The organism is Bacillus sp. WP8 (assembly GCF_000800825.1).
In the GTDB taxonomy this organism is placed as follows: domain Bacteria; phylum Bacillota; class Bacilli; order Bacillales; family Bacillaceae; genus Bacillus; species Bacillus safensis.
On sequence record NZ_CP010075.1, the window covers coordinates 3,428,837 to 3,451,918 of the forward strand.

At 42.7% G+C, this 23,082-nt stretch carries 25 protein-coding genes; 8 read left to right on the forward strand and 17 right to left on the reverse strand.

The genetic code is table 11. The features are described from left to right. Window positions 1–206: 206 nt before the first annotated feature. The 3 genes from QR42_RS17345 to QR42_RS17355 form a co-directional block, all read right to left on the reverse strand. Complete coding sequence (locus tag QR42_RS17345; RefSeq protein WP_039182363.1) at window positions 207–1,211, reverse strand: LLM class flavin-dependent oxidoreductase; 1,005 nt, start codon at window positions 1,209–1,211, stop codon at window positions 207–209. A gap of 54 nt (window positions 1,212–1,265) precedes the next feature. Next, the gene (gene nfsA, locus QR42_RS17350) at window positions 1,266–2,015 is read right to left on the reverse strand and encodes an oxygen-insensitive NADPH nitroreductase (protein WP_039182366.1); all 750 of its coding nucleotides are present in this window, start codon (window positions 2,013–2,015) and stop codon (window positions 1,266–1,268) included. A gap of 111 nt (window positions 2,016–2,126) precedes the next feature. Continuing rightward, entirely contained in the window at window positions 2,127–3,338 is a 1,212-nt protein-coding gene (locus QR42_RS17355; RefSeq protein WP_039182368.1) for an FtsW/RodA/SpoVE family cell cycle protein, read from the reverse strand. A 475-nt stretch (window positions 3,339–3,813) separates the two neighbouring features. Between QR42_RS17355 and QR42_RS17360 the strand changes: the two genes are divergently transcribed. Continuing rightward, complete coding sequence (locus tag QR42_RS17360) at window positions 3,814–4,077, forward strand: spore morphogenesis/germination protein YwcE (protein WP_008345491.1); 264 nt, start codon at window positions 3,814–3,816, stop codon at window positions 4,075–4,077. A gap of 77 nt (window positions 4,078–4,154) precedes the next feature. On the opposite strand, the gene qoxD is transcribed toward QR42_RS17360, so the two are convergent. The 8 genes from qoxD to QR42_RS17400 form a co-directional block, all read right to left on the reverse strand. Continuing rightward, window positions 4,155–4,535 (reverse strand): cytochrome aa3 quinol oxidase subunit IV, encoded by a 381-nt coding sequence (gene qoxD, locus QR42_RS17365; RefSeq protein WP_007497818.1) that lies wholly within the window; start codon window positions 4,533–4,535, stop codon window positions 4,155–4,157. Window position 4,536: 1 nt separating this feature from the next. Then, complete coding sequence (gene qoxC, locus QR42_RS17370; RefSeq protein WP_039182371.1) at window positions 4,537–5,154, reverse strand: cytochrome aa3 quinol oxidase subunit III; 618 nt, start codon at window positions 5,152–5,154, stop codon at window positions 4,537–4,539. Next, the gene (qoxB, locus tag QR42_RS17375) at window positions 5,154–7,112 is read right to left on the reverse strand and encodes a cytochrome aa3 quinol oxidase subunit I (protein ID WP_007497822.1); all 1,959 of its coding nucleotides are present in this window, start codon (window positions 7,110–7,112) and stop codon (window positions 5,154–5,156) included. The genes qoxC and qoxB overlap by 1 nt, the downstream gene beginning before the upstream one ends. Window positions 7,113–7,139: 27 nt before the next feature. Further along, on the reverse strand, window positions 7,140–8,096 hold the full coding sequence (gene qoxA / locus QR42_RS17380) for a cytochrome aa3 quinol oxidase subunit II (protein WP_099663814.1): 957 nt from the start codon (window positions 8,094–8,096) through the stop codon (window positions 7,140–7,142). A 517-nt stretch (window positions 8,097–8,613) separates the two neighbouring features. Then, a complete protein-coding gene (locus tag QR42_RS17385) occupies window positions 8,614–9,696 on the reverse strand; it encodes a M24 family metallopeptidase (protein ID WP_039182377.1) in 1,083 nt (360 codons plus the stop codon). Window positions 9,697–9,708: 12 nt separating this feature from the next. Next, window positions 9,709–11,220, reverse strand: coding sequence for a UDP-glucose--hexose-1-phosphate uridylyltransferase (gene galT, locus QR42_RS17390; protein WP_039182380.1), 1,512 nt, complete (start codon window positions 11,218–11,220; stop codon window positions 9,709–9,711). A 35-nt stretch (window positions 11,221–11,255) separates the two neighbouring features. Further along, a complete protein-coding gene (galE, locus tag QR42_RS17395) occupies window positions 11,256–12,248 on the reverse strand; it encodes a UDP-glucose 4-epimerase GalE (protein ID WP_039182383.1) in 993 nt (330 codons plus the stop codon). Then, window positions 12,248–13,429: a galactokinase gene (locus tag QR42_RS17400; RefSeq protein WP_039183371.1), complete on the reverse strand. Its 1,182-nt coding sequence runs from the start codon at window positions 13,427–13,429 to the stop codon at window positions 12,248–12,250. Before QR42_RS17400 ends, galE begins: the two co-directional genes overlap by 1 nt. 181 nt (window positions 13,430–13,610) lie before the next feature. Here QR42_RS17400 and QR42_RS17405 point away from each other — a divergent pair, with 181 nt between their 5' ends. Then, entirely contained in the window at window positions 13,611–14,456 is an 846-nt protein-coding gene (locus tag QR42_RS17405) for an AraC family transcriptional regulator (RefSeq protein WP_039182386.1), read from the forward strand. Between the two features lie 34 nt (window positions 14,457–14,490). Here QR42_RS17405 and QR42_RS17410 read toward each other — a convergent pair whose 3' ends face one another. After that, complete coding sequence (locus QR42_RS17410; RefSeq protein WP_039182389.1) at window positions 14,491–14,748, reverse strand: hypothetical protein; 258 nt, start codon at window positions 14,746–14,748, stop codon at window positions 14,491–14,493. Window positions 14,749–14,774: 26 nt separating this feature from the next. Continuing rightward, on the reverse strand, window positions 14,775–15,206 hold the full coding sequence (locus QR42_RS17415) for a GtrA family protein (protein WP_039182392.1): 432 nt from the start codon (window positions 15,204–15,206) through the stop codon (window positions 14,775–14,777). A 408-nt stretch (window positions 15,207–15,614) separates the two neighbouring features. Here QR42_RS17415 and QR42_RS17420 point away from each other — a divergent pair, with 408 nt between their 5' ends. The 6 genes from QR42_RS17420 to QR42_RS17445 all read left to right on the forward strand — a co-directional run bounded on the left by QR42_RS17420 (window position 15,615) and on the right by QR42_RS17445 (window position 19,920). Beyond that, the gene (locus QR42_RS17420) at window positions 15,615–15,755 is read left to right on the forward strand and encodes an anti-repressor SinI family protein (RefSeq protein ID WP_008345506.1); all 141 of its coding nucleotides are present in this window, start codon (window positions 15,615–15,617) and stop codon (window positions 15,753–15,755) included. Between the two features lie 300 nt (window positions 15,756–16,055). Further along, window positions 16,056–16,745 carry a class I SAM-dependent methyltransferase gene (locus tag QR42_RS17425; protein WP_039182396.1) on the forward strand — a complete coding sequence of 230 codons (690 nt, stop codon included), beginning with the start codon at window positions 16,056–16,058 and terminating at the stop codon, window positions 16,743–16,745. Beyond that, window positions 16,738–17,406 carry a glycosyltransferase family protein gene (locus QR42_RS17430; protein ID WP_039182399.1) on the forward strand — a complete coding sequence of 223 codons (669 nt, stop codon included), beginning with the start codon at window positions 16,738–16,740 and terminating at the stop codon, window positions 17,404–17,406. The genes QR42_RS17425 and QR42_RS17430 overlap by 8 nt, the downstream gene beginning before the upstream one ends. Before the next feature lie 107 nt (window positions 17,407–17,513). Next, a complete protein-coding gene (locus tag QR42_RS17435; protein ID WP_024423845.1) occupies window positions 17,514–17,828 on the forward strand; it encodes a DUF485 domain-containing protein in 315 nt (104 codons plus the stop codon). Beyond that, window positions 17,825–19,366: a solute symporter family protein gene (locus QR42_RS17440; protein WP_024423846.1), complete on the forward strand. Its 1,542-nt coding sequence runs from the start codon at window positions 17,825–17,827 to the stop codon at window positions 19,364–19,366. The genes QR42_RS17435 and QR42_RS17440 overlap by 4 nt, the downstream gene beginning before the upstream one ends. Before the next feature lie 320 nt (window positions 19,367–19,686). After that, on the forward strand, window positions 19,687–19,920 hold the full coding sequence (locus tag QR42_RS17445) for a DUF4288 domain-containing protein (RefSeq protein ID WP_235354779.1): 234 nt from the start codon (window positions 19,687–19,689) through the stop codon (window positions 19,918–19,920). Between the two features lie 129 nt (window positions 19,921–20,049). Here QR42_RS17445 and QR42_RS17450 read toward each other — a convergent pair whose 3' ends face one another. The 4 genes from QR42_RS17450 to cidR form a co-directional block, all read right to left on the reverse strand. Continuing rightward, window positions 20,050–20,424: a nuclear transport factor 2 family protein gene (locus QR42_RS17450; RefSeq protein ID WP_039182402.1), complete on the reverse strand. Its 375-nt coding sequence runs from the start codon at window positions 20,422–20,424 to the stop codon at window positions 20,050–20,052. Between the two features lie 133 nt (window positions 20,425–20,557). After that, window positions 20,558–21,226, reverse strand: a complete 669-nt coding sequence (gene thiE, locus QR42_RS17455; RefSeq protein WP_039182405.1) for a thiamine phosphate synthase — start codon at window positions 21,224–21,226, stop codon at window positions 20,558–20,560. Next, complete coding sequence (gene thiM / locus QR42_RS17460; RefSeq protein WP_039182408.1) at window positions 21,213–22,037, reverse strand: hydroxyethylthiazole kinase; 825 nt, start codon at window positions 22,035–22,037, stop codon at window positions 21,213–21,215. Before thiM ends, thiE begins: the two co-directional genes overlap by 14 nt. A 17-nt stretch (window positions 22,038–22,054) precedes the next feature. Continuing rightward, complete coding sequence (gene cidR, locus QR42_RS17465) at window positions 22,055–22,942, reverse strand: cidABC operon transcriptional activator CidR (protein ID WP_039182411.1); 888 nt, start codon at window positions 22,940–22,942, stop codon at window positions 22,055–22,057. Window positions 22,943–23,082 lie beyond the last annotated feature (140 nt).

Consider the following 23,082-nt stretch of genomic DNA (forward strand, 5'->3'; position numbering starts at 1 on the left):
AATGCTTTTTTTCTGACGATCACCTTGGTTTATTTTCTAACCTTTTTACATACGAAGCAGCCTCGTCCTTTTCATCAAGCATGCGAGCTGACTGTTTATGCTTCCTGTATCTACCCGCTCAGCCTGCTGGTGTCAGCCGCCTTCTTCCTCACTATGATGCGGCTTTTCCCCTTTTACTGGCTGCGTGGACGATAAATATACATACGTTATGCATCAAAGGCTTCTTTTAATAAACGATACGATGTGAGCCGGTCTTGCATGTGATGTGTGATGGTCACAGCAATCAATTCATCTGTCCGATAAGCCTTGGCGAGTGTGGTCAGCTGCTTTTTCACAGATGCTGGTGTTCCAACGACCATCCTTTGACGATTGGCAGCCACTCGTTTTTGTTCATATGGACTGTAAGAATACGCCTGTGCCTCTTCATATGAAGGAAAGCCTTCAAGCTTCAGCCCCTGTTCATTGGCAAGTAAAGATAAATCTAAGCTGACAGCTAGTTTTTCTGCCTGCTCCTCTGTTTCAGCACATAAAACAAAGACTGCCAGACTGACACGCGGCTGATCACCGAATACTGAAGGTTCAAACCGATTGATATATTGCTCGACAGAATCTTCTCCGCCTTCACCATTAATAAAAAGAGCAAACGTGTAGCCTGCACCTGCTTTCGCCGCAAGCCTTGCACTCCCTCCAGAGGAACCAAGCATCCAAACTTCTGGCGCGGTCTCTACCTTCGGAGAAGCAGTCAAATGAGGCAGCGGGTAAAATTCATCCGCTAGATCGTGTAAATACACCTTCAATTCTTCTACTTGCTCAGGATATTGATCACCTAAACGCTTTCGCTCCCCATGATGAAGAGCAATAGATGAAATGGGCATACCACCAGGGGCACGTCCAATCCCAAGATCAATTCTGCCAGGAGCCAGCGCTTCGAGAACCCTGAAGTTCTCTGCTACTTTATAGGCGCTATAGTGGGGAAGCATGACGCCGCCCGAGCCAATGCGTATATGCGACGTAACGGCTGATAAATGGCCGAGAAGCACCTCTGGACTCGATCCTGCAAGCCGATTTGAAAAATGATGCTCTGATACCCAAAAACGGTGATAACCCCAATTTTCCGCCTGCTTCGCCAGTTCAACCGTCTGCTTCAAAGCCTCAGCAGGCGTAGCACCTCCTATCAAAGGAGATTGATCCAGTATACTTAATTTCATCATGCTGCACCTCTTACAGAAATCCCCCTCTCTCAAACGAAAGGGGGGATGTCTTATTTATTTTCGATTAAAGCCCTTCTCTTTCACAAATTCTCCAAGGAAGGCACGCTTTGGCTGACTAAAGCCTCGCAGCATCTGCTCAGACCAAGTATCTTTTCTCTCACCGTTTGTTCGTGCTTCATAATATGCGGAAATACGATCGTCGTATTCTTTTAAATAACGATCCACATGCGCTTCATCTTGCTGATATGAATTTTCATGATATATGAGTTCAACTGGCAGCCGTTCCTTTTGAGACGACTGATTAGCTGGATGGCCAACAGCCAGACCGAATAATGGCAGCACATAAGATGGCGTTTCAAGCACTTCAGAGACTTCTCTCAGCTGATTACGCAGTCCGCCAATATAGCAGATTCCAAGTCCCATTGATTCTGCGGCAACACTGACATTTTGTGCAGCCAATGCCGCATCAATGACGCTAATGAGAAAGGCTTCTGTATTCTCAAGCGCCTCCTGATGATTCTTCCCTGCTTTTTTTGCAATATGATCATGGCGTTTCAAGTCTGCACAGAAGACAAAGAAATGCCCATTCTTCTCAACGTAAGGCTGATTCCCAGCCAGTTCAGCAAGCTTGGCCTTCTTCTCCTGATCTGTTACACCAATAATACTATACGCCTGTACGTAGCTTGATGTTGAAGCAGCCTGTGCACTTTTGATCAGTGTCAGCACCTCTTCTTCTGTCAAACGCTCGTCTGTAAACGAACGAATGGATCGATGATTTAATATGGTTTCTATCGTTTTGTTCAACTCGAAGACCTCCTTGACTTCTTCTATCATAAAACAAAGACATAGGGCTTTTCAAAAATTAAAACTCGCAATAAAAAAAGACAGCCTATACTTAGACTGCCCTTACCCGTTTTATTTAAATAAATAACTTTGATATTTCGTTAATTGAACGCTTGCGTTATAGGCGATCCCGAATCCAATCAGAACGGACAAGACAGAGCTCCCTCCAAAACTGATAAATAAGAGTGGAATCCCTGTTACAGGCATCACGCCTATGTTCATTCCAATGTTCTGGAACGTATGGATCACAATCAAGGCTGTATATCCGACGCAGAAGAATGACGCAAATCGGCTATAAGGATGTATTCGGTCAATCAGTACGACCAGCCGGTAGATCAAGAAGAAGAACATGATCACAACAAACGCACAGCCGATAAAGCCAAAGGCTTCACCTATAATGGAGAAAATCATATCCGTTTGTGCTTCAGGAACATAGACCTTTAAGTTTTTAATGCCGTTCCCAAAAATCTGACCTGCACCAATGGCCATAATCGCCTGCTCTACTTGATATTTATCAGATCCAGATGCATCCTGCGTCTGTGCTTGGTTGGCTGCCGAAGAACTATCAGGCAGCCAAGCGGTAATACGGTTGATCTGGTACTGCTGAATGCCTATTGTTTTCGCAAAATCAGGGAATAAGATGATCACGGCTAAAATAGAGGCAACTAAAAGCACAACCACTGAGCCGATGAGTGAGATCAGTTTCCAATTGACCCCTGATAAAAACACCATCACCACAACAATAAACATACAAACAGCCGCAGTCCCTGCATCCTGCAAGAAGATCAGTCCAACTGGTACAGCTGACACCCCAGCAATTTTTAATAATAAAATAATATCATCTTCTAATGTTCGTTTTCCCCTAGGTGTAGACTTTCCAATGACAGAAGCAAGCATCATAATCAGACCAATTTTCATGAACTCTGACGGCTGAAGCGTCCCGATACCTGGAAGTATAAACCAACTTTTGGCTCCGTTTTTTATAGGGGCAAAGTCTTTCCCCCCAATCTGAGCTGGGCTCAATTTTAAAATAATTAGAAGAAGTATTCCACCTAGAAAAATGTATATACTCAACTTTTCAAGCTGTTCAAGGTCAAAATAATTAATGGCTACAATGCAAATTGCTCCAAGGAGATAATAAATAATTTGCCTTGACCATGCACCACTACCGTATTGTTCAAACTGACCAGCAGCATATATAGAAATGACACTGATGGCAAAGAAGGCTAAAAATATAAAAATCAAATCTCCTTGATAGTAAGGAGATGTATTCTGCTTGTTCATGAACTAACCACCCTTATTACAAAACATAAAAGCCCTTGTTTATATTAGATTGAAATTTTCACAAAATCAACTCACCTTAAATATGACGGAAGATACATCCGAAAGGTTCCATTCAATTTTCAAAAAATGAAATACTTTTCATCCTAACAATAGGAAAAAATTCCTCTATACACTTTTCATTCAACCGATCTCAAGTCCTTTAAAAAGTTTATTTTACAGATTTTAAGGGGAAAATTCAATGACCTATGTGGCGATATGACAAGTAAACATCAGATGAGATAGCTGCACTGAGGAATAAGGAATAAAACCATTTTGTATGGAATAAGGCCCATTTTCCAATTATTACGTTTACTTCAAAGTCAATTGTGGTATAATACCTGTAACAAAATGTTCACAATATCTCCTAAAAACAGACACAATTGCATCCTGACCTCTCATTTGATTTGAACATCAACTTACAAAGGAGTTGGATACGATGGATATGTTCTTTGCGTACCTATGTATTGCAACGGCTACACCCCTGTTTTTATGGCTGGAAAACAGAAAGATTGCATTAGCATCTATTCCACCCATTATGATTATGTGGATTTTCTTCGGTCTTTACATGACAAGCAGTTTATCTCCAGCAGGACATACCTTCATGATCGCATTCTTTGCCATTAACGTGATTTTGGCTCACATTGCAGCGTTCCTCATCTACGGACTTCCATTCATTCGCAAAAGATTCAGCAGCAGATAGATATCGCCCAACTATTGGAAGCGTTATCACCATTATGATAAAAACCACTCACCTTTAAGAGATGAGTGGTTTTTTTATTATTTCTCTGAATGCTCAGACTGCTTTGGTGCAGACGGTGAATAACCGTCTTTACTGTTCTCTCCGTGGCTGTAGTGAGCCGCAAAGATCCAAACAGATCCGATAACGAAGATAATCGCACAGAACAGACCAAACAAAGTATTTCCGACTTGAACAGTTCCGTTCTCGCTCTCTGTCATGTGCATAAACATGAACAGCTGCAAGAATGCTTGAATGAACGCAAAACCAAAGATAATCCATAGTTTTGCGGAACTGCCAATTTCAGCTCCAATGGCAATCCAGAATGCTAAAATTGTCAGCACAATGGATAGAATGAAGCCAACTACGTGTTTCCAAGGGAAGTGTTCGTGCTCTGCTGAGGAATGTGTTTTTCCAGCCATATCACAAAAGCCCCCCTAATCCGATCAAGTAAACAGCTGTGAAGATGAAAATCCATACAACATCAAGGAAATGCCAGTATAGACTTGAGATGAAAATCTTCGCTGCTGTTTGTGGAGTTAATCCACGTTTTTTAATTTGGAACAAGATTCCGGTAATCCAGAAGATACCGATCGATACGTGTAGTCCGTGAGTTCCTAAGAGTACAAAGAATGCAGACCAGTACGCACTTGTATGGATGCTCGCACCCTCATGTACATAATGGAAGAACTCAAAAATCTCAAATCCAACGAAGCCTGCACCTAGAAGCAGTGTGAGAATCGTCCAGATGACAACCCCTTTTGTACTTCCACGGCGCATTTCATGAACGGCAATCCCACATGTAAATGAACTAACCAATAGCAGGAATGTCATGATCAATACAAGTTTCATATCAAACAGCTCAGCTGGTAAAACGCCACCAGCTGTTCTGCCATGTAGAACAAAGTAGGTCGCAAAAAGTGTTGAGAATAACACGATTTCCGCGCCAAGGAATATCCAGAAACCAAGGATGTTTAAACGTCCGGTTTCAGAGCGATATTCAAGCGGTGCATTTGCATAGCTGCTATCATTATGTCCCATTACTTCTGCGCCTCCTTATTCTTTTTCTCTGTTTCGATTACTTCTTCAACAGGAATATAGTAGCCATCGTCATATTCGAATGAACGTAAAATCATCGTTGCGAATACACCGATTAAGCCAATAACGCCAATCCAGTACCATTCAAATACAAGACCGAATGCACCAAGTCCAAAGAATGCAGACATGATCAACGGTCTGCCTGAATTGTGCGGCATGTGAATTTTCTTAAATTCTTTTTCAGGATGAACGTCTACATTGTTTTGCTTCCAATGATGGAATGCATCTGGTGTTGTCACTTCTGGAAGTGCTGCAAAGTTATAATGCGGCGGAATTGCAGAAGATGTCGCCCAGTCAAGTGTACGCCCTTCTCCCCAGCTGTCTCCAGACACTTCACGTTTTGCGTGTCTCCAGCTGTAGTAAATGTTGTAGCAAAGGATGATGAATCCGATACCCATCATAAATGCACCAATTGTTGAAATAAAGTTTAGTGCAGTCCAGCCATCTTCTGGTCCATACGTATAAATACGTCTTGGCATTCCTTGCAGTCCTAAGAAGTACTGCGGGAAGAAACAGATGTTAAATCCGATCATGAATACCCAGAAGAACCATTTGCCGATTCTTTCGTTTAACTTGTAACCAAACATTTTTGGATACCAGAAAACAAGACCAGCAAAACAAGCAAATACAGTACCTGCGATTAATACATAGTGGAAGTGGGATACAAGGAAGTACGTGTTATGGTACTGGTAATCCGCAGCTGCCATCGCAAGCATAACCCCAGTTACACCACCGATTACGAAGTTCGGGATGAAACCAAGTGCCCAAAGCATTGGTGATGTAAAGCTGATACGGCCTCGATACATCGTAAAGAGCCAGTTAAAGATTTTCACACCTGTTGGTACAGAAATCGCCATTGTTGTAATCGAGAAGAATGAGTTAACCGCTGCACTGTTCCCCATTGTAAAGAAGTGGTGAACCCACACAAGGAAACTAAGAACAGAGATTGCCACAATCGAGACAACCATCGCTTTGTAACCAAACAACTGCTTTCTTGAGAACGTCGCAAAAATTTCTGAGAAAATACCGAAAGCCGGCAGGATAACAATATATACCTCAGGATGTCCCCAAATCCAGAATAGGTTCGCCCAAAGCATCGGCATACCGCCTGCTTCGAGTGTAAAGAATGCAGAACCGAATAAACGATCAAATGTCATAAGTGCTAAAGCAACTGTTAGTACAGGGAATGCAAAAACGATGATGACAGACGTAATCAATGTTGTCCATGTAAACATTGGCATACGCATAAGTGTCATACCTTTTGTACGCATTTTTAAGATGGTCACCATGAAGTTAATACCTGTCATAAGTGTACCAATACCTGCAATTTGGAGCCCGAGCAAGTAGTAGTTCTGTCCAGGTCCTGGTGAGAAATCATTTCCGGCGAGCGGCATGTAACTCGTCCAGCCTGCACTTGGTGATCCTCCAATAACGAAGGAAATGTTGAACAGCATTGCTCCGACCATGAATGTCCAGAAGCTAAGGTTGTTCAAATAAGGGAATGCAACGTCACGTGCACCAATTTGAAGAGGAACAACGACGTTGATTAAACCAATTAAAAATGGCATCGCCATGAATAGAATCATGATCGTACCATGCGTTGTAAAGATTTCATTATAGTGGTTTGAATCTAAAAACGTATTATTAGGAAGCGCCAGCTGCGCGCGCATCATCAGTCCGTCTACCCCACCGCGGAAGAACATAATCACAGCAGCAAGGATATACATGATACCAAGCTTTTTATGATCAACTGATGTCAGCCATTCTTTCCAGAGCCATTTCCACTTTTTAAAGTAGGTTAAAACAAACACGATGGCAATGGAGGTAAGAGCGATAGAAATTTGCGCACCAAGAATTAATGGGTCTCCAGTTACAAAAAACTCATCCCATTTTAAATGCATAACGGCCTCCTCCTTTCCTTAGTCAGTTTATTCTGTTTCTAATTTTCTTTTATAGTTCTTCACATTCTCGAAAGGATCTGTCTTGGAATGCGGAGAAACTGCTTGGTAACCTAAACGTTTGCGTGCTTGGAGTGCATATTCAGAATCCTCTCCGTGCTTCGCAAAGGATAAATGTGTTGATGAGAATGTCTGCACATCTGCAGCATCAGGAAGCATCAAGTAGTCATACGTTTTCTTCGTTAACTTCGGTGCTTCTTTCTTTGTTTTATTTACCCATTTATCATAGTCAGACTGCGTCATCGCATTGACTTTGAATTTTTGCTGAGCAAAGCCCTCGCCTGTGAAGTTGGCGTTTCTTCCTTGATATGTGCCAACTTGATCAGCTTGAAGGTATTGTTCCATCTCCATTCCAGCCATCGCATACTTCTCCCCGCCTAGCTGAGGAATCCATAGTGATGCCATTGTATCAGCGGAAGTGATTTTGAATAAAACCGGCTGATCTTTTGGAATGTTTAAGTAGTTCACTGTCTCAATATTTTCCTCTGGATAGCTAAAGATCCATTTCCAGTCAACAGCTGTCGCATAAACGACAAGAGGATCTTTATGGCTTGTTGCTTGAGGTGCCTCTTCCAAAGAGTAAATTGTTTTTACAGTTGGAACTGAAAGGGCAGCAACGATTAATATTGGGATCACTGTCCAGACAACTTCTAGAAGCGTGTTCCCGTGTAGTTCTGGGTTATAAGAGGCGTTTCCAACGTCCTTACGCTCACGGTATTTAACCAAAATGATGGTAAACATTACAAATACCGCACCAACGATAAAGAGCATAAATCCGATCGATAAAAGGATTAAGTCTTTTTGTTGTGCTGCGACTGGTCCTTTAGGATCTAAAACAGCGATATTGCTGCAACCTCCTAATACAAAAACACTCACGAGCATCGCTAATAAAAGCATAGGTTTAATGGCTCTGAACAAGAAGATCACCATCCTTCCTTAGATAATGTATAAATTGCTGAATAATTGTGAAAAGCCATCTGCCTTCGAAAACTTTTCTTCCCTTTGTAATGCTATCAAAATCTGTTAGAGTTAGCTTCCCTTTTTTCAAAAGTTCATTTATTTTTCAACAGATTTCTTTTAAAATGTCATAAATTCGACATAAATTTATATTATTGCACACACAATAAATTTCTAGGATTTTGAAAAGTTGAGAGTTGAAGGCAAAGGACAAACAATCAAGAACTTTGTCAAATTTAGGTTTACCACAATAAAAAAGTTTGGTCAAATTTCAATTTAACTTAATGAAATTTTATCTAGGTAAACAATTTCAAAATAGGTATCCCCACATTTAACAAAAACCTTACTTATTTTAACGCAAGTTGATAAGAAAAGAAAGTATCGATCCTCTGACTATACGCTGTAAGAATTGGTAATCATGTTGAATATGTGGAATCCCACTTAATGACTTCCAGCAAAAAACCGGCTTAGCGCCGGCATTCTGCAATTATTCATCTCTTACTAAAATATCAGGGCGCCTATAGATGTCCCCTTCATGTTCAACGTCAATGTATGTCCACTTGCCTGTATAGGTTAAAAAGCGGTTCCCCTCTTTCTCTACGACCATCGTATCCTCTGATTTCAATCCAGGCAATGAAGGGTTCCATGTAAACACTTGCTGCAGCTGAATTTCTTCCTTCGATGAAGGCACTGCAATTATTTCTCTAGATACAAAGCCCGTTTTCCCTCCTTGATGAAGCTTTTTCCAGCTTTCAGGGAAGCCCTCTTTTTCATACTGAGCAATACCTGCTTTCAACACATCTCCCAAAGTCTTACCGGGGCGCGTAGCGGCATTCATGACCGTGTCAATTCGTGCCAGCCGCTCTTTGTTCACTTCAAGCTCCTGTGGAAGCTGACCGAAGTAAACAGACCTTGTGACATTCGCCACGAGTCCATGCCGTTCAGCGCAAAGGACAACAAGCGCATGCTTTTGAAGTTTTTTGTCTGTTGGAATTGGATGACGGTATTGATGAATCCGGTCATCTGTTGCTACAAGCAGCACTTCAATCGTCATTCCCTGCGCGATCGCTTTTTGAGCCGCAAGCGAAGCGATTTCGTGCTCCGTCTGTCCTGGAACGATTTCTTTACAGACACTCTCTACAATGACCGCTGTTTCATGACAAAGTGTTTCATATTGGCGGAGCTGTGATGCAGAAAGAATGGATCGAACTTGCGACAAATCCGGCTCAACCCATTCGAATCCAGCCATTTGAATGTCTGACCCGATTCGTTTGTCTTTTGTGAGTGTTTGAATGTGTGCCGTATCATCCTCAAACCAATCCATCGTCACCACTTGAAATGGGTGATCGATATACGCCATCTCTTCTTCAATGATCCGCTTTTCTTCCATTTGATTCACAATGAGGACGATGTCGTCTTTTAACACAAGCAGCTTGCACACGCCCTCTGGTGTATTTAACACAATGTGATTTCTTCTTCCTCCTGTCAGCCAGGAGAAGTTATTTCGCTTGTGAATCAAGACACCGTCGAGCTGTTTTTCTTCCATTATTGTTCTTACTTGTTCAATCATCTAATCACCTGCCTATATGAGTGTATGAATGAAACGTTTAAAAGCTGTTTTCCCTTGCTCGGTTCTTTTAAACACACCCGCCTGTGAGAGAATTCGAGAAAAAATCATGCCGACTTCTTTTTGTAAAATGGCTTCTGTATTCTCCTCTGTAAAGGTGTTCTCTTCAAGCAGACGCTTTGCCCATGCTTCATGTTTCGTGATAGCAGGACGGGCTTTGATTTCTACAAGGGGATTTTGGGATAACAGCGCTTCTTTTAATTGGCTTAATTCCTCTGCTAATCTACCAGGAAGAACTGCAAGACCCATCACTTCAATTAATCCGATATTCTCTTTTTTAATATGATGGACTTCTTCGTGCGGATGGAAAATTCCGTCCGGGTGCTGCTTGTTTGTACGATTATTACGCAGCACTAGATCTAATTCATAGTCATCTCCATGTCGGCGTGCAATTGGTGTAATGGTATTATGCGGCGTCTCTCCTGTATGAGCTAGCAGCTCCACTTCTTCATCTGAATACATTTTCCACTCGTTTAAGATAAAGTCAGCGGCGTCTGCAAGCGTCTGCCTATCGCTGCTTCGAAGGCGGATCACAGACATCGGCCATTTCACAATCCCGGCCCTCACATTCGGAAAGGCACTCAGAGTAAAAACATCTTCAAGCTTCGCTTTCGCCATCGGAAATTCATGCGCACCGCCCTGAAAATGGTCATGGCTTAATATACTGCCCCCGACAATCGGAAGGTCAGCGTTCGATCCGATGAAATAATGCGGGTATATATATATGAAAGAAAGCAATCGTTCAAAGGTCTTTTTGGTGATACTCATCGGCTCATGTTCGCCTTTGAACACAATGCAGTGCTCGTTGTAGTACACATAAGGTGAAAATTGTAGAAACCAAGATTCATCTGTGAGTGTCACAGGAATAATCCGGTGATTCTGTCTCGCTGGATGGTTGATCCGTCCCCCAAACCCAACGTTTTCTTTACAAAGCAGACAAAGAGGATATTGCTTTTGACTAAGTTTTTTGGCTTCAGCGATTGCTTTTGGGTCCTTTTCCGGCTTCGATAAATTAATTGTGATCTCCAGCTCGCCATCATCTGTTGGTGTAAACCACTGCACATTTTTGGCGATTCTGCCTGTATGAATATAGTGTGCGTGCTGCTGCATTTCATAGAACCAGCTTGTAGCCGCCTCTGGCCCTTCATGCTGGCGTTTCTCTTCAAACTTCGCGTAGATGACACTTGGAGGCGCCACCAAGCATCCCATGATTTTCGCATCTAGTAAATCGCGATACGTATCCGTCCCCTCAGGGATAAGGCCAATCTCTACTGCCCAATCCAGTATTGGCATTAAGATGTCTTCAAGTTCCGCATCCCCTGAGACTGTTCTTGCCTCAGCTTCATCCAGCCCAAGCACCTCAAGCAGCCGATTTCTCGTATAATCGATATCTAGTGGTGTAATCAGCTCTTGATTAACTCCGTATTGAATCAACTGTTCCAGTTTTTCAAAAATATCAACCGCCATTCTCTCTGTCCCCTCTCTTGCCTGCCTGTTACGCGTTATTTACTCTGGTAACCGTCTGGATGCTTCTGAAACCAATCCCACGCACTTTGAATAATGGTGTGAAGGTCAGCATATTGAGGTGTCCACCCTAATTCCTGCAGCGCTTTTTCAGAAGAAGCAATCAGCTTTGCTGGATCTCCCGCGCGTCTGTCAGCCACCTGTGCTGGAATCGCATGCCCCGTGACGTTTCTTACAGCATCTACTACCTGCTTCACGGAGAAACCTGTGCCATTCCCTAAGTTATATGTTGCACTTCCTTTTCCAGCACGCAGACGATCAACTGCTAAGATGTGCGCCTCTACTAAATCCATGACATGAATGTAATCTCTAATACACGTGCCGTCCTCTGTCTCATAATCATCACCGTAAATCATGATCTGATCTCGTTTTCCTAAAGCCACTTGCAGAATGATCGGAATGAGGTGTGTCTCAGGCTGATGATCCTCTCCGACAAGTCCATCTGTATGAGCGCCAGCTACATTAAAGTAGCGAAGCACGACGTATTTCATTCCATATGCCTGCTCAGACCACTTCAGCATTTTTTCAATCGCAAGTTTTGTTTCTCCATAAGGATTGGTTGGGTTCGTCTCATCCGTTTCAACGATCGGCACACGCTTTGGTTCACCATACGCAGCTGCGGTTGAAGAGAAAACGATGTGTTTCACATCAAATTCATTCATCACCTGAAGTAAAGCTGTTGCTCCCCCAACGTTGTTGTCATAGTACTTTAGCGGGTTTGTTACACTCTCACCTACAAGTGAATCTGCGGCAAAGTGCATAACCGCTTCTATTTGATGCGTTTTGAAAACCTGTCTTAAAAAATCTTGATCTCGTAAATCTCCCTCTTCTAAAACAGCTCCCTCCAAAACAGCTTCTTTGTGGCCTGTCTGCAAATTATCCACTACTACTACTTGTTCACCTTTCGCTAAAAGAGCCGCTACAGCATGACTGCCAATGTACCCTGCTCCTCCGCACACTAAAATCGTCATTACACTTCCTCCTTCGTGAGTTCTCTTGCGCCGCCTCCAATTCCAGCTGTGTAAAAAGAGGCTTCAATACCTGTCTTCTCTTGATAAATCGCACCCGTTTCTTCTATAAATGATACCAGCTGCTTTTCTTTCACAATACTGATCGTGCAGCCGCCAAAACCCGCGCCCGTCATACGGGAGCCAAGCGTCCCAGGATGGAGCCAAGCGGCTTCTGCCAGTGTATCTAGTTCAAAGCCAGTCACTTCATAATCATTCTTTAAAGAGAGATGAGATGCCTTCATGAGGGCGCCTAGCTTTTCAATTTTATCATCTTTCAAAAAATTTATCGCTCTCATCGTCCGCTCGTTTTCTGTCACCACGTGCCTTGCACGTTTGCGGCATGTTTCATCCTGAATCAAGTGGGCATGCTCAGCAAATTCATCAGCCGTGAGCTCACATAAGTGGACAAGATCGATTTCTTTTCGCAAATCGTTTAAGGCTGATTGACACTCTGACCGGCGTTCGTTGTATTTGGAGTCTGCCAGTGTCCGCTTTTTGTTTGTATTGGCAATGACAAGCGCCAGCCCCTCTTGCCGAAACGGACTGTATTCAAAATCAAGGGTATCGCAATTGAGCAAGATGGCGTGATCTTCTTTTCCAAGAGCGATTGAAAACTGATCCATGATGCCGCAATTGACACCAATAAATTCATTTTCTGCACGCTGCGAAAGGAGGGCAAGACGGGCATTTGAAACGCCGAATGAATGCCATTCATTGATAAAGACAGCGGTGACAAGCTCAATGGAGGCAGAGGAAGACAAGCCTGCACCATTGGGAACATTGCCGCCGTATACTATGTCAAAGCCTTCTTCTATCTTCATTCCTGCTTCGATAAACTGATGGAACACGCCCTTCGGATAATTCGCCCAGCCGTCTGACTCCAAGTAAGCGATTTCAAAAAGGTCGAATTCTTTCACACCATCGCCATCAAAGTTCAAGGAATACATTCTCACGCGGCCATCTGACCGCTTGGCACATGCTGCATATGTACCGAGAGTGAGCGCACAAGGGAATACATGACCTCCATTGTAATCTGTATGTTCACCAATCAGGTTCACTCTTCCCGGGGCAAAAAAATAGCGAAGTTCTTCTTCTCTATCCCCAAATTGCTGGTGAAATGCCGTGCGTAACATATCGATCATATCCATTCCCCTTTTCTCTTCTGATACTCTTATTTTAGTTGCCTGAACTGAGTAAGTTCAATGGTAAAAAAATCGTTAAAAAATACCCTTTTTTTGCTGTGAATGGTACGATGTGATATGAGGTGTACCATGATTCAAAATAGAAAAAGGTTGTTTTTTGCTGTGAAGGAGGTTTTCCAATTTGAAGAAGGAAGCATTTGCATTTCGTTTTCACCATTCTGATGTTACATTGCCGGCACAAATATGGTCTGTTGGCTGGGAGGTTCAATCATCTTCGTTATACAGCTGGAATGGCGTGGAGCGGAAGGATCAGGGCAAGTGCATCTTTCAGCTCACACTGTCTGGACACGGCATGATTGAAATCGGACAGAAGCGGTTCAAAGTCTTGCCAGGGCAGGCCTTTCTTGTGAAAAGCCCAAGTGCCTATCAATATTATTTTCCAGAAGACAGTGAGCATTGGGAATTTCTCTATTTGACGCTTTATGGGGACGCCTGCGATCTTTGCTTTGACCAATTTATAGACCAAGGAAAGCAGGTCATGCGTTTTCATCCTAATTCAAAACCGATCCGCCTGCTGAAGAAAATTTATGATGAAGCCAGTGAAAGACGGATTACCAATCCATTTGAGGGGTCTAGCCTTGCTTATCAATTTGTCATGGAATTGTATTCATATTTGCCAAAGCTTGAGGGACAAATGGAGAAATGGCCTGAGCCCATCGTTCAAGCGGCCTTGTTTGCCAGCCATCATTTTCACGAGGAAATTGGCCCAGACGATATGGCAGCTGCGGCACGTTTATCCAAAAGTCATTTTACGAGGGAATTCAAAAAGGCCACTGGCTTCACACCTATTCACTACTTAACCAATATCCGGTTAGAGAAGGCGGAAACATTACTAAAAACAACGAAATACTCGATTGAAGAAATTGCCATACAGTGCGGCTACCGAAATGCGAATTACTTGAATAAAGTCTTTCGAAAGAAAATCGGCATGTCTCCAAAGCAAATGCGGGAAACAAGCGATGCATAATAAAAAGCAGCCGCTTTATCATTGGCTGCTTCTTTTACGCTTTTGACAGGTCAACATGAATTCTCCCTTGTCTTAAAACAATGGTCATTTGCGTATCAGGGGTCATTAAATTTTCTAAAATGTCCGTTGCCGTTTGAAGCGCAATGTCCATTCGGTTGATCTTTTCCTTTTCTTGTTCCGAAAACGCTTCTGGATGTGCGGTCATTTCTTTGACTAGCCTCAGCACTTGTTCATGCTGCTTTTCTGTTTGTTGATATATGGCATCATATAAGTCGTCTGACCTGCTGCTCATTTCACATCACCTATCTTTTTTATGTGTTAAATCGCATCTTCTTTTGTTTTCTTGAAGACGAACCATTTACTGGCGACATAATTGACCACCACAATCACAAAGTTGACGAGAATTTTTGCGACGGTTTCATTGAGCGCCATTTGGCTCACAAATAAAATCATCAGCCCCAGATCTACACCTAGAGACATGAGACGAACACTAAAAAATGAAGAAAGTTCACGCATGAGGCTTTTTGTGTCACGAGCCTTTTGCTTGAAGACATACTTCTTATTGGTGATATAAGCAAAGAGAACAGCAAATACCCATGAAACAACCGTAGCTGTTTTGTAATCCATGGAAAACATCTCAACGAATAAATAGAAGCTGACGATATTGACAATGGTTGTACACACACCCATCACAAGATACATGACAACTTCTCGATACTTTTGAAAAAGGCTATACATGTCTTTCTTCATTCCTTCTTGGTGGTTTCTGTTTCTTTTAGAATACCATCTTAAGAAGAACTTCCCAAACGAACAATATGTACGTCCTGCAAAGATGAAATTTGTTCTACTCGATGGCAAATGTCAACACAATTGGTTTATATGAGTCAAATGTTTTAGGTCTTTTTCATTATTTTAATTTATAATCTTTCAACTGACATAACAATTGTTTATTATTAGAAGTAAGATTTCAATATTTATGGGTTTTTTAGTCATTTTTTTAGGAACGTGGTAGGTGATAGATTTTACAAAATAGGTTAAATGTCATCATTTTTCGACAAAAATTTATTTTGTGCTGTTTTCAACCACACGTACAGTTACTAGACGGTTTGTTCAAGTCATTGGTTGCAGTGAATATGTCTTATTGAACTGGAGGATATTATGGATACGCAAGTGAAAAGAAGAGTTGACGAAGAGTGGGTTTATTTGATTCAGGAAGCGAAAAAAATTGGACTAGGCATCGAAGAAATACAAGCTTTTTTAACATCCAACGGTGATCAGAAGATGATAAACAAACCGTAAATCAACGCCGTTATCCTTTGTCTTTCAGACTGCTTTGGCTAAAAGTTCTGACCTGTCAATTGACCTTTTGAAAATCCTTTCATGACGATACGCTACAATAATTGAACACCTCTCCATACCAATCCCTTCACTCAATGGGGTTCTGTCTTTCTATATTAGGAGGACAGTCCACTTCCCGTTCTCTATATGATCCCTTTTTAGTTGCATTCATGAAAATTGTCCTTCTCTCGTTATAAAACCAAGCTGCCCACCCATATATTAACCATGAAAACAATGAGAAAGCAGAAAGGTGGGTAGAGCGTGAGTTCAGATTCCCTTTCGTATTATCACCAAAAAAAGGATCAGTATTATCATGGGGTAAACCCGGTCATCGTCAGTCGTATTCGCGCGGAATGGACGTCTTTATTGGATATCGGATGCGGCACAGGCAAGCTTGGAAAAGTCCTGAAACAAAAGGGCCGAACCATCTATGGCATTGAGTCATTTGAGGACGCAGCAAAAGAGGCTGAGCAAGAGCTGGATCATGTTCTCTGCGGAAATATTGAACAGATGGCTCTCCCTTATGACCATGAACAATTTGACTGCATTATTTTCGGAGATGTCCTCGAGCATTTATTGGACCCTTGGGCCGTTTTAAAAAAGGTGAAACCCTTCCTTAAAAAAGAGGGTGCCATCTTGTCATCTATTCCAAATATCGGCCACATTTCAACGGTTTTAGAATTACTAGCCGGCAGATTTACTTATACAGATGCAGGGTTAATGGATCAAACCCATTTACGCTTCTTCACGCTTCACGAAATACATGCACTCTTTCATTCAGCGGGTTTTCGCATTCGCGAATTCGAGGCTATTCGCGTACAGCATCCTTCCTATGCAGGCGTGTTGAATGATCTACATGAATTACTCATGAAACACGGCATTCGTTCTGATTTTCACGAGGCCGCTACAACCTATCAATATGTAGTCGAGGCGGTTCCATTTCATGAGTAATCCGACCATCCTGTTTGTTTTATGTGTAAATGATGAATCGATGTTTCAGGCTTGTTTCCGGCAGCTCGCTTCGCTTCCGGCTCCTCATGGATACCATGTGGAGGTCTTACCAATCAGACAGGCATCAAGTATGACCTCTGCCTACAATGAAGCCATCACTCATCCAGCTCAGTTTAAAATTTATCTTCATCAGGATACCTTGATTGTCAAACAGCATATGCTGCTTGAGCTCATCCCCCTTTTTTTACAAAATCCATCACTTGGCATGGTGGGCGTGATTGGAGCAGAAAACGTGCCTGACAATGGAATTTGGTGGGAGAGTGCTGATTGCAGGGGTAAAGTCATTGAATATCGCCACGACACCTATCAGTTGCTTTCCTTTGAAAGAGGCCGTCAGCAGCCCGAAGTACAAGATTATATCAAAGCGGCGGCTATTGATGGTCTATTCATGGCAACACAATACGATGTGAGGTGGCGTGAGGACCTCTTTGATGGCTTTCATTTTTATGATGTCTCGCAGTCCTTTGAATTCACTCACAAGGGCTATGAAGTTGGAATTGCAAATCAAGAAGAGCCTTGGTGTATTCATAAATGCGGAGATCATTTTGATGCAGAAGCATATGAAAAAGCGAGAGAACAATTTCTTGCAAATTATCGATAGAAAGCACCCTTTTCGGGTGCCTTTTTTATGATATACTGTCATAAACAGCCAGATCGTCTCATATGCATTGGAGTACCTTGTCCCTAATTCGTACAAAGGAGGAAACAATGGCAGACAAAAAAGTTCATTATAAGAAGGTTGCCGCTTCAGAGGATTTCCGAAAACTTCTTGAGGAAAAACGCAGATTTATCGTACCGATGACGATTTTCTTTTTTCTCTTTTACTTTTCACTTCCGGTTGCTACATCCTACTTCACCTTTTTGAACACGCCGGCAATTGGCGCGATCTCATGGGCTTGGTTATTCGCCCTCACACAATTTGTCATGACCTGGGTTTTATGTGGACTTTATGCAAAAAAAGCAGCTAAGTTCGACAATTATGTAAGCGCTTTAAAAACTGAATCAAGAGGTGATGACGAATGAGCATGACCGCTTTTATTTTGTTCGTAGCGATCGTAGGTCTCACATTGGTCATCACATATTTTGCTGCAAAAAAAACAAGCAATGCGAGTGATTTTTACACAGCAGGCGGAGGTTTGACCGGGTTTCAAAACGGCCTTGCCATTGCTGGCGACTATATGTCTGCTGCATCCTTTTTAGGGATTGCTGGAATGATCGCGTTAAACGGATTTGACGGCTTTTTCTATAGCATTGGTTTTCTAGTAGCGTATCTTGTCGTTCTTTACGTTGTGGCTGAACCGCTACGAAATCTAGGGAAATATACGATGGCAGACATGATCGCTGCACGATTTAAGCGCCCTGCCATTCGAGGGGTTGCCGCCTTTAATACCATTACAGTCTCCACTTTTTATATGATTGCACAGCTTGTTGGAGCAGGTGCGTTAATCAAGTTGCTTCTTGGCATTGATTACTGGATCGCAGTGCTGATCGTGGGTGTTCTGATGACCATTTATGTCGTGTTTGGCGGCATGATTGCGACCAGCTGGGTACAGATCACAAAGGCTGTGCTTCTCATGCTTGGGACGCTCATTATTTCTCTGCTTGTGTTTGCAAAGTTTGATTTTAGTCTGCTAAAGATGTTTGAACAGATGAAAACTGCAACCCCGCTTGGTGAATCGTTTCTTCATCCGGGAAATAAATATGATGTGCCTTTAGAAACCTTGTCTCTTAACCTCGCCTTAGTGCTTGGGACAGCAGGTCTGCCGCACATTTTGATTCGTTTTTATACAGTAAAGGATGCGATTTCTGCGCGAAAATCGGTTCTTTCTGCTACTTGGATCATCGGGATTTTTTATTTAATGACGGTTTTCCTCGGCTTTGGCGCTGCTGCCTTTGTTGGCACAGAAGCGATCACAGCAGCAGATGCAGCAGGAAATATGGCCGCACCTCTTCTGGCACAAGCCCTTGGAGGAGATTTATTATTTGCCTTTGTTTCCGCTATCGCCTTTGCGACCATATTGGCAGTGGTGACTGGTCTTGTTTTATCCGCCGCGTCAGCTTTTGCCCATGACTTTTATAGTCAGATTATCCGCAAAGGAAAAGCGAGTGAGCGGGAGCAGGTGAAGGCGGCACGCTTTGCTTCAATCGGCGTGGCGATCCTCTCCATCATTCTTGCATTATTTGCCCAGTCGTTAAACGTCGCTTTTCTTGTGTCTCTTGCCTTCGCAGTCGCAGCGAGTGCGAATTTACCTTTGATTATCTTCACTGTTTTTTGGAAACGATTTAACTCTACGGGTGCTATCGCCGGAAGCTTAACAGGCCTTCTAAGCGCACTGATTATCGTCTCGCTCAGCCCAAGCGTCTGGGACCCATCAGGAGCAGCCATTTTCACAGGAGAGCCGCTCATCCCGCTGTCGAACCCTGGGATCATCTCGATTCCACTCGGATTCCTTGCCGCATACTTAGGCACGATATTCTCGTCTGAAAAAGCAGATGAAGACACCTTTACGGAAATTCAAGTAAAGGCACATACAGGCATGCATATGGATACTGATTCATAAGGAAAAGCCGGCTGCTCAGCCGGCTTTTTTTGTGTTCTTCTGTTCAAATCTCAGTAAGGTATAAATTGGCTTTTCAACTTATTTTTATACTTCTCTAATCTGGCAACCCTTCTAAACGTGATGAGAGAGCAGCATGTAATGAGGATTAACAGAATTTCATGAACTTCCCCTATGTTATCAACCACATTCTTCATCTCTATCCCTCCCCGTAATGAATCTATTTATCGTTATGAATTCCCTGCAAGATGTCATTCCTATGTTATCATGTTATACACATACTGGAAATTATTTAAATCGACACGAAAGAAGTGGGATGACGTATGCAAAGGATTTATTCTGCAAAATTATTATTCGAATCCATCTCATCACCAAGCAGTATACCCGATAAAATCTTTGAAGAACGAATCGTCTTGGTAAAAGCTAAGAACCAACTGCAAGTGAAGGAAATAGTCAAACAAGGCTTCCCAGAGGAAACCTATGATAATGCAGAAGGTGGCCAAACTAACATAAAATTAGCAGCCATTCTAGATATTTTTGAGCTTGTCGATCACTAGAGCAAAAATCACTACACTTGAGTGAAGTGTACAGCCGCCACCTTATTTTTGATGAAGAAACTTCTGTTCAAGAAGCCATCGAGGCCTATTCTTTAGACAAATAAAAAAGCCGGCTGCTCAACCGGCTTTTTAATAGCGCTGGAATAACTCTGGGTTTTTCGGAACGTTTTCTAAATAAACGATCTTCCCATGGTCGTCCAGCTCTGCGATATCAATTCCTTCTGCTGTATAGACACGGCCATCCGATAGCTTTCCGCACACAGCCCAGTTTGTTTCATACTTTCCATCTTCTCTTTTAATCCATCCATCCCACATATGCTTAATGTCATCATGTACGTGGAAAAATGTGTTCAAAAATTGTGTGAATGCTTGGATTCCAGGCCTCCGGGCGCCATTTAAGACAATCATGACATCGTCAGAAAACAATGCCAGCAATTCATCCAGCTGCTCCTGCCCTTTTCCTGCTTCATCGTATCGGCGAAAATACGTATCGAGCACTTCCATGTTCATTCTCCTTTATTTACCTGTCATTTCGAAAACAATCGAACTATATAATTGTACACAATTGTTTCTCGCCTGTCTATTTTCCCCGACATAAGAAAAGACATGAATTGATTCAATCCATGTCTCCCTCAGATCAAAGAGATGCTTTTTCTGCTTCAACAAGTGATTTCAGCTTTTCTGCTGCTTTTTTTGGATCGGCGCTCTGGCTAATAGCACTAATGATGCTTACACCATCTGCTCCAGCTTGTATGACTGGTGCAGCGTTGTCGTATGTGATCCCTCCGATACCCACAATCGGAATTTGAAGGCCATGCCGGCGGACTTCAGTGATCAAAGACACTCCCTGGACACTGCGTGTATCCTTTTTCGTTTCCGTTGGATAGACTGGGCCCATCCCGACATAATCTGCTCCGTCTTTCATAGCCTGTTTCACTTCATCTAAGTTATGCGTCGATACGCCTAATATTTTATTCCCGATCCTTTGTCTGACGTCTTTTGCGTTTGTGTCTTCCTGTCCAACATGAACGCCATCTGCATCAAGATCAATCGCTAGCTGTACATCATCATTCACAATAAAAGGAACATTTGCTTCTTGGCAAAGCGCTTGAATTTGACGAGCCAATTGTTTCTTCTCTTCACCCTGCAAGGCTTTTTCACCCTTTTCACGAAATTGAAACATGGTGATTCCGCCTTGAATGGCCTCGTTCACAACATCAAGCGGCTGTCTCGTTGAATTTGCTGTTCCCATAATAAAATAAACCGATAATTGCTGTTTGATTTGCTCTTGATCAGCCTTTGTCATGTGAAACTCCCCCTAATTTCCCTAATGTCAGCACATCATCGCCGGTTGTGTGTGATAGTGCGTTTAACAATTCCATTTGAAAGGTCCCCGGTCCTTTATCCTTTGTTTGCAGAGCTGCCTTTTCAGCTGCCACACCATAAAACAGCAATGCAGCGGCCGACGCATGAAGCGGCCTTTCACCTGCTGCACAAAATGCTCCTATGATAGATGTCAGCAAACAGCCGGTTCCTGTCACCTTGGTGAGCCATTCATGTCCATTATGAATGGACAGTACTTCATTTCCATCTGACACCACATCGACTTTTCCTGTGATCACCACTATTGTCTGAAGTACAATGGACGCTTGTTTGGCTAATGCCGATACATCTCCATTCGCCGCTTTCACATCAACGCCTTTTGATTCCCAGCCGTCCACTCCAAGTAAATGAGCCACCTCAGCAGCATTTCCTCTGACCACGGTCATTTTCACATTCTCTAACAGCTGTTTAGCTGCATTCGCTCGAAACGTTGTCGCACCGACGCCGACAGGATCTAACAAAACAGGTACACCTTTTTCATTGGCGGCTTGTCCAGCGAGAATCATGGCTTCCACCGTCTCCTTGGTCAGTGTGCCAATATTAAGCACAAGTGCATCCGCTAATTGCGCCATTTCAGCCACTTCTTCTTTGGCGTTTGCCATGACTGGCGAAGCACCTAAAGCAAGCAGTCCATTCGCTGTGAAATTCGTCACGACTTGATTCGTGATATTATGAACGAGTGGATTTTCCTCTCGAACCTTCTCCAATAATTGAGACGAGCGGCTTGTTTTCATCTGTATCATCCTCCCTTTTACTCTGCATCCCACACGTAAGATTTCGTATGCTTTAACCATTCTCTTGCCGCAAACGACAAATAACGGTCTTTTCGCCAAATGACACCTAAATGCCACGGGATTGATGGGTTTAGGGAAATGACCTTTACCTTTTCAGGATCAAGATCACGGCAGATTCGTTCTGGCAGAAGTCCAATCCCTAAGTTTTCAGCTACCATTTCACTAATGAAATCCCACTGAGACGTTTCATAAATGACATTTGGCCGGAATCCCGCATTCATACATTCATTTAAAATCCGGCTGTGCAGAACAAAATCTTCTCTAAAGAAAATAAACGACTCTTCCCTTAAATCAGCTAAATGTACCTCCTCACGACCGGCCATCGGATGGGATGGATGCGTCACGAGCTTCATGTTCTCTTTAATAATGGTGTACGTATGAAAAATTTTATCATTTGCAGGCAGAACAATGACACCAATATCTAACGACCCATCCTCGACCCCTTCCTCTACTTTAATGGAGCCGTGCTCGACCAATTGAAATGTGACATCTGGATATTGCTGGCGGAATTCTCCCATGACATTCGGGAAGAAACTTGACCCAATCATCGGGGGCAGTCCGATTCGGATATGCCCTTTTTTCACATTCATTAAATCATTTAATTCGCTCGTTAAATTCTGAAATGACTGCGTGATTTCACTCGCCTGTGTATACATGGTTTGGCCGGCATCTGTCATTTCAACCTGCCGTCCATTTCGGTAAAACAACTGCACCCCCAGCTCATCCTCCAGGTTTTTGACCATCTTGGAAATGGTCGGCTGTGATACGTAAAGGGACTGCGATGCTTTCGTGAAGCTCTTTAATCTTGCCACTTCTAAGAAATATGTTAAATGTCTAATGTCCACATGCTTCATCCTTTCTATAGACAAAAGGAATAATTACTATTCGATATATGTATTTTACCTATAACTAAACGTGCTGTACACTTTAAAGTAAGCTCATCAATTGGAACGTTGTCATGTTTTTGTGAAATAGTGAACAATTT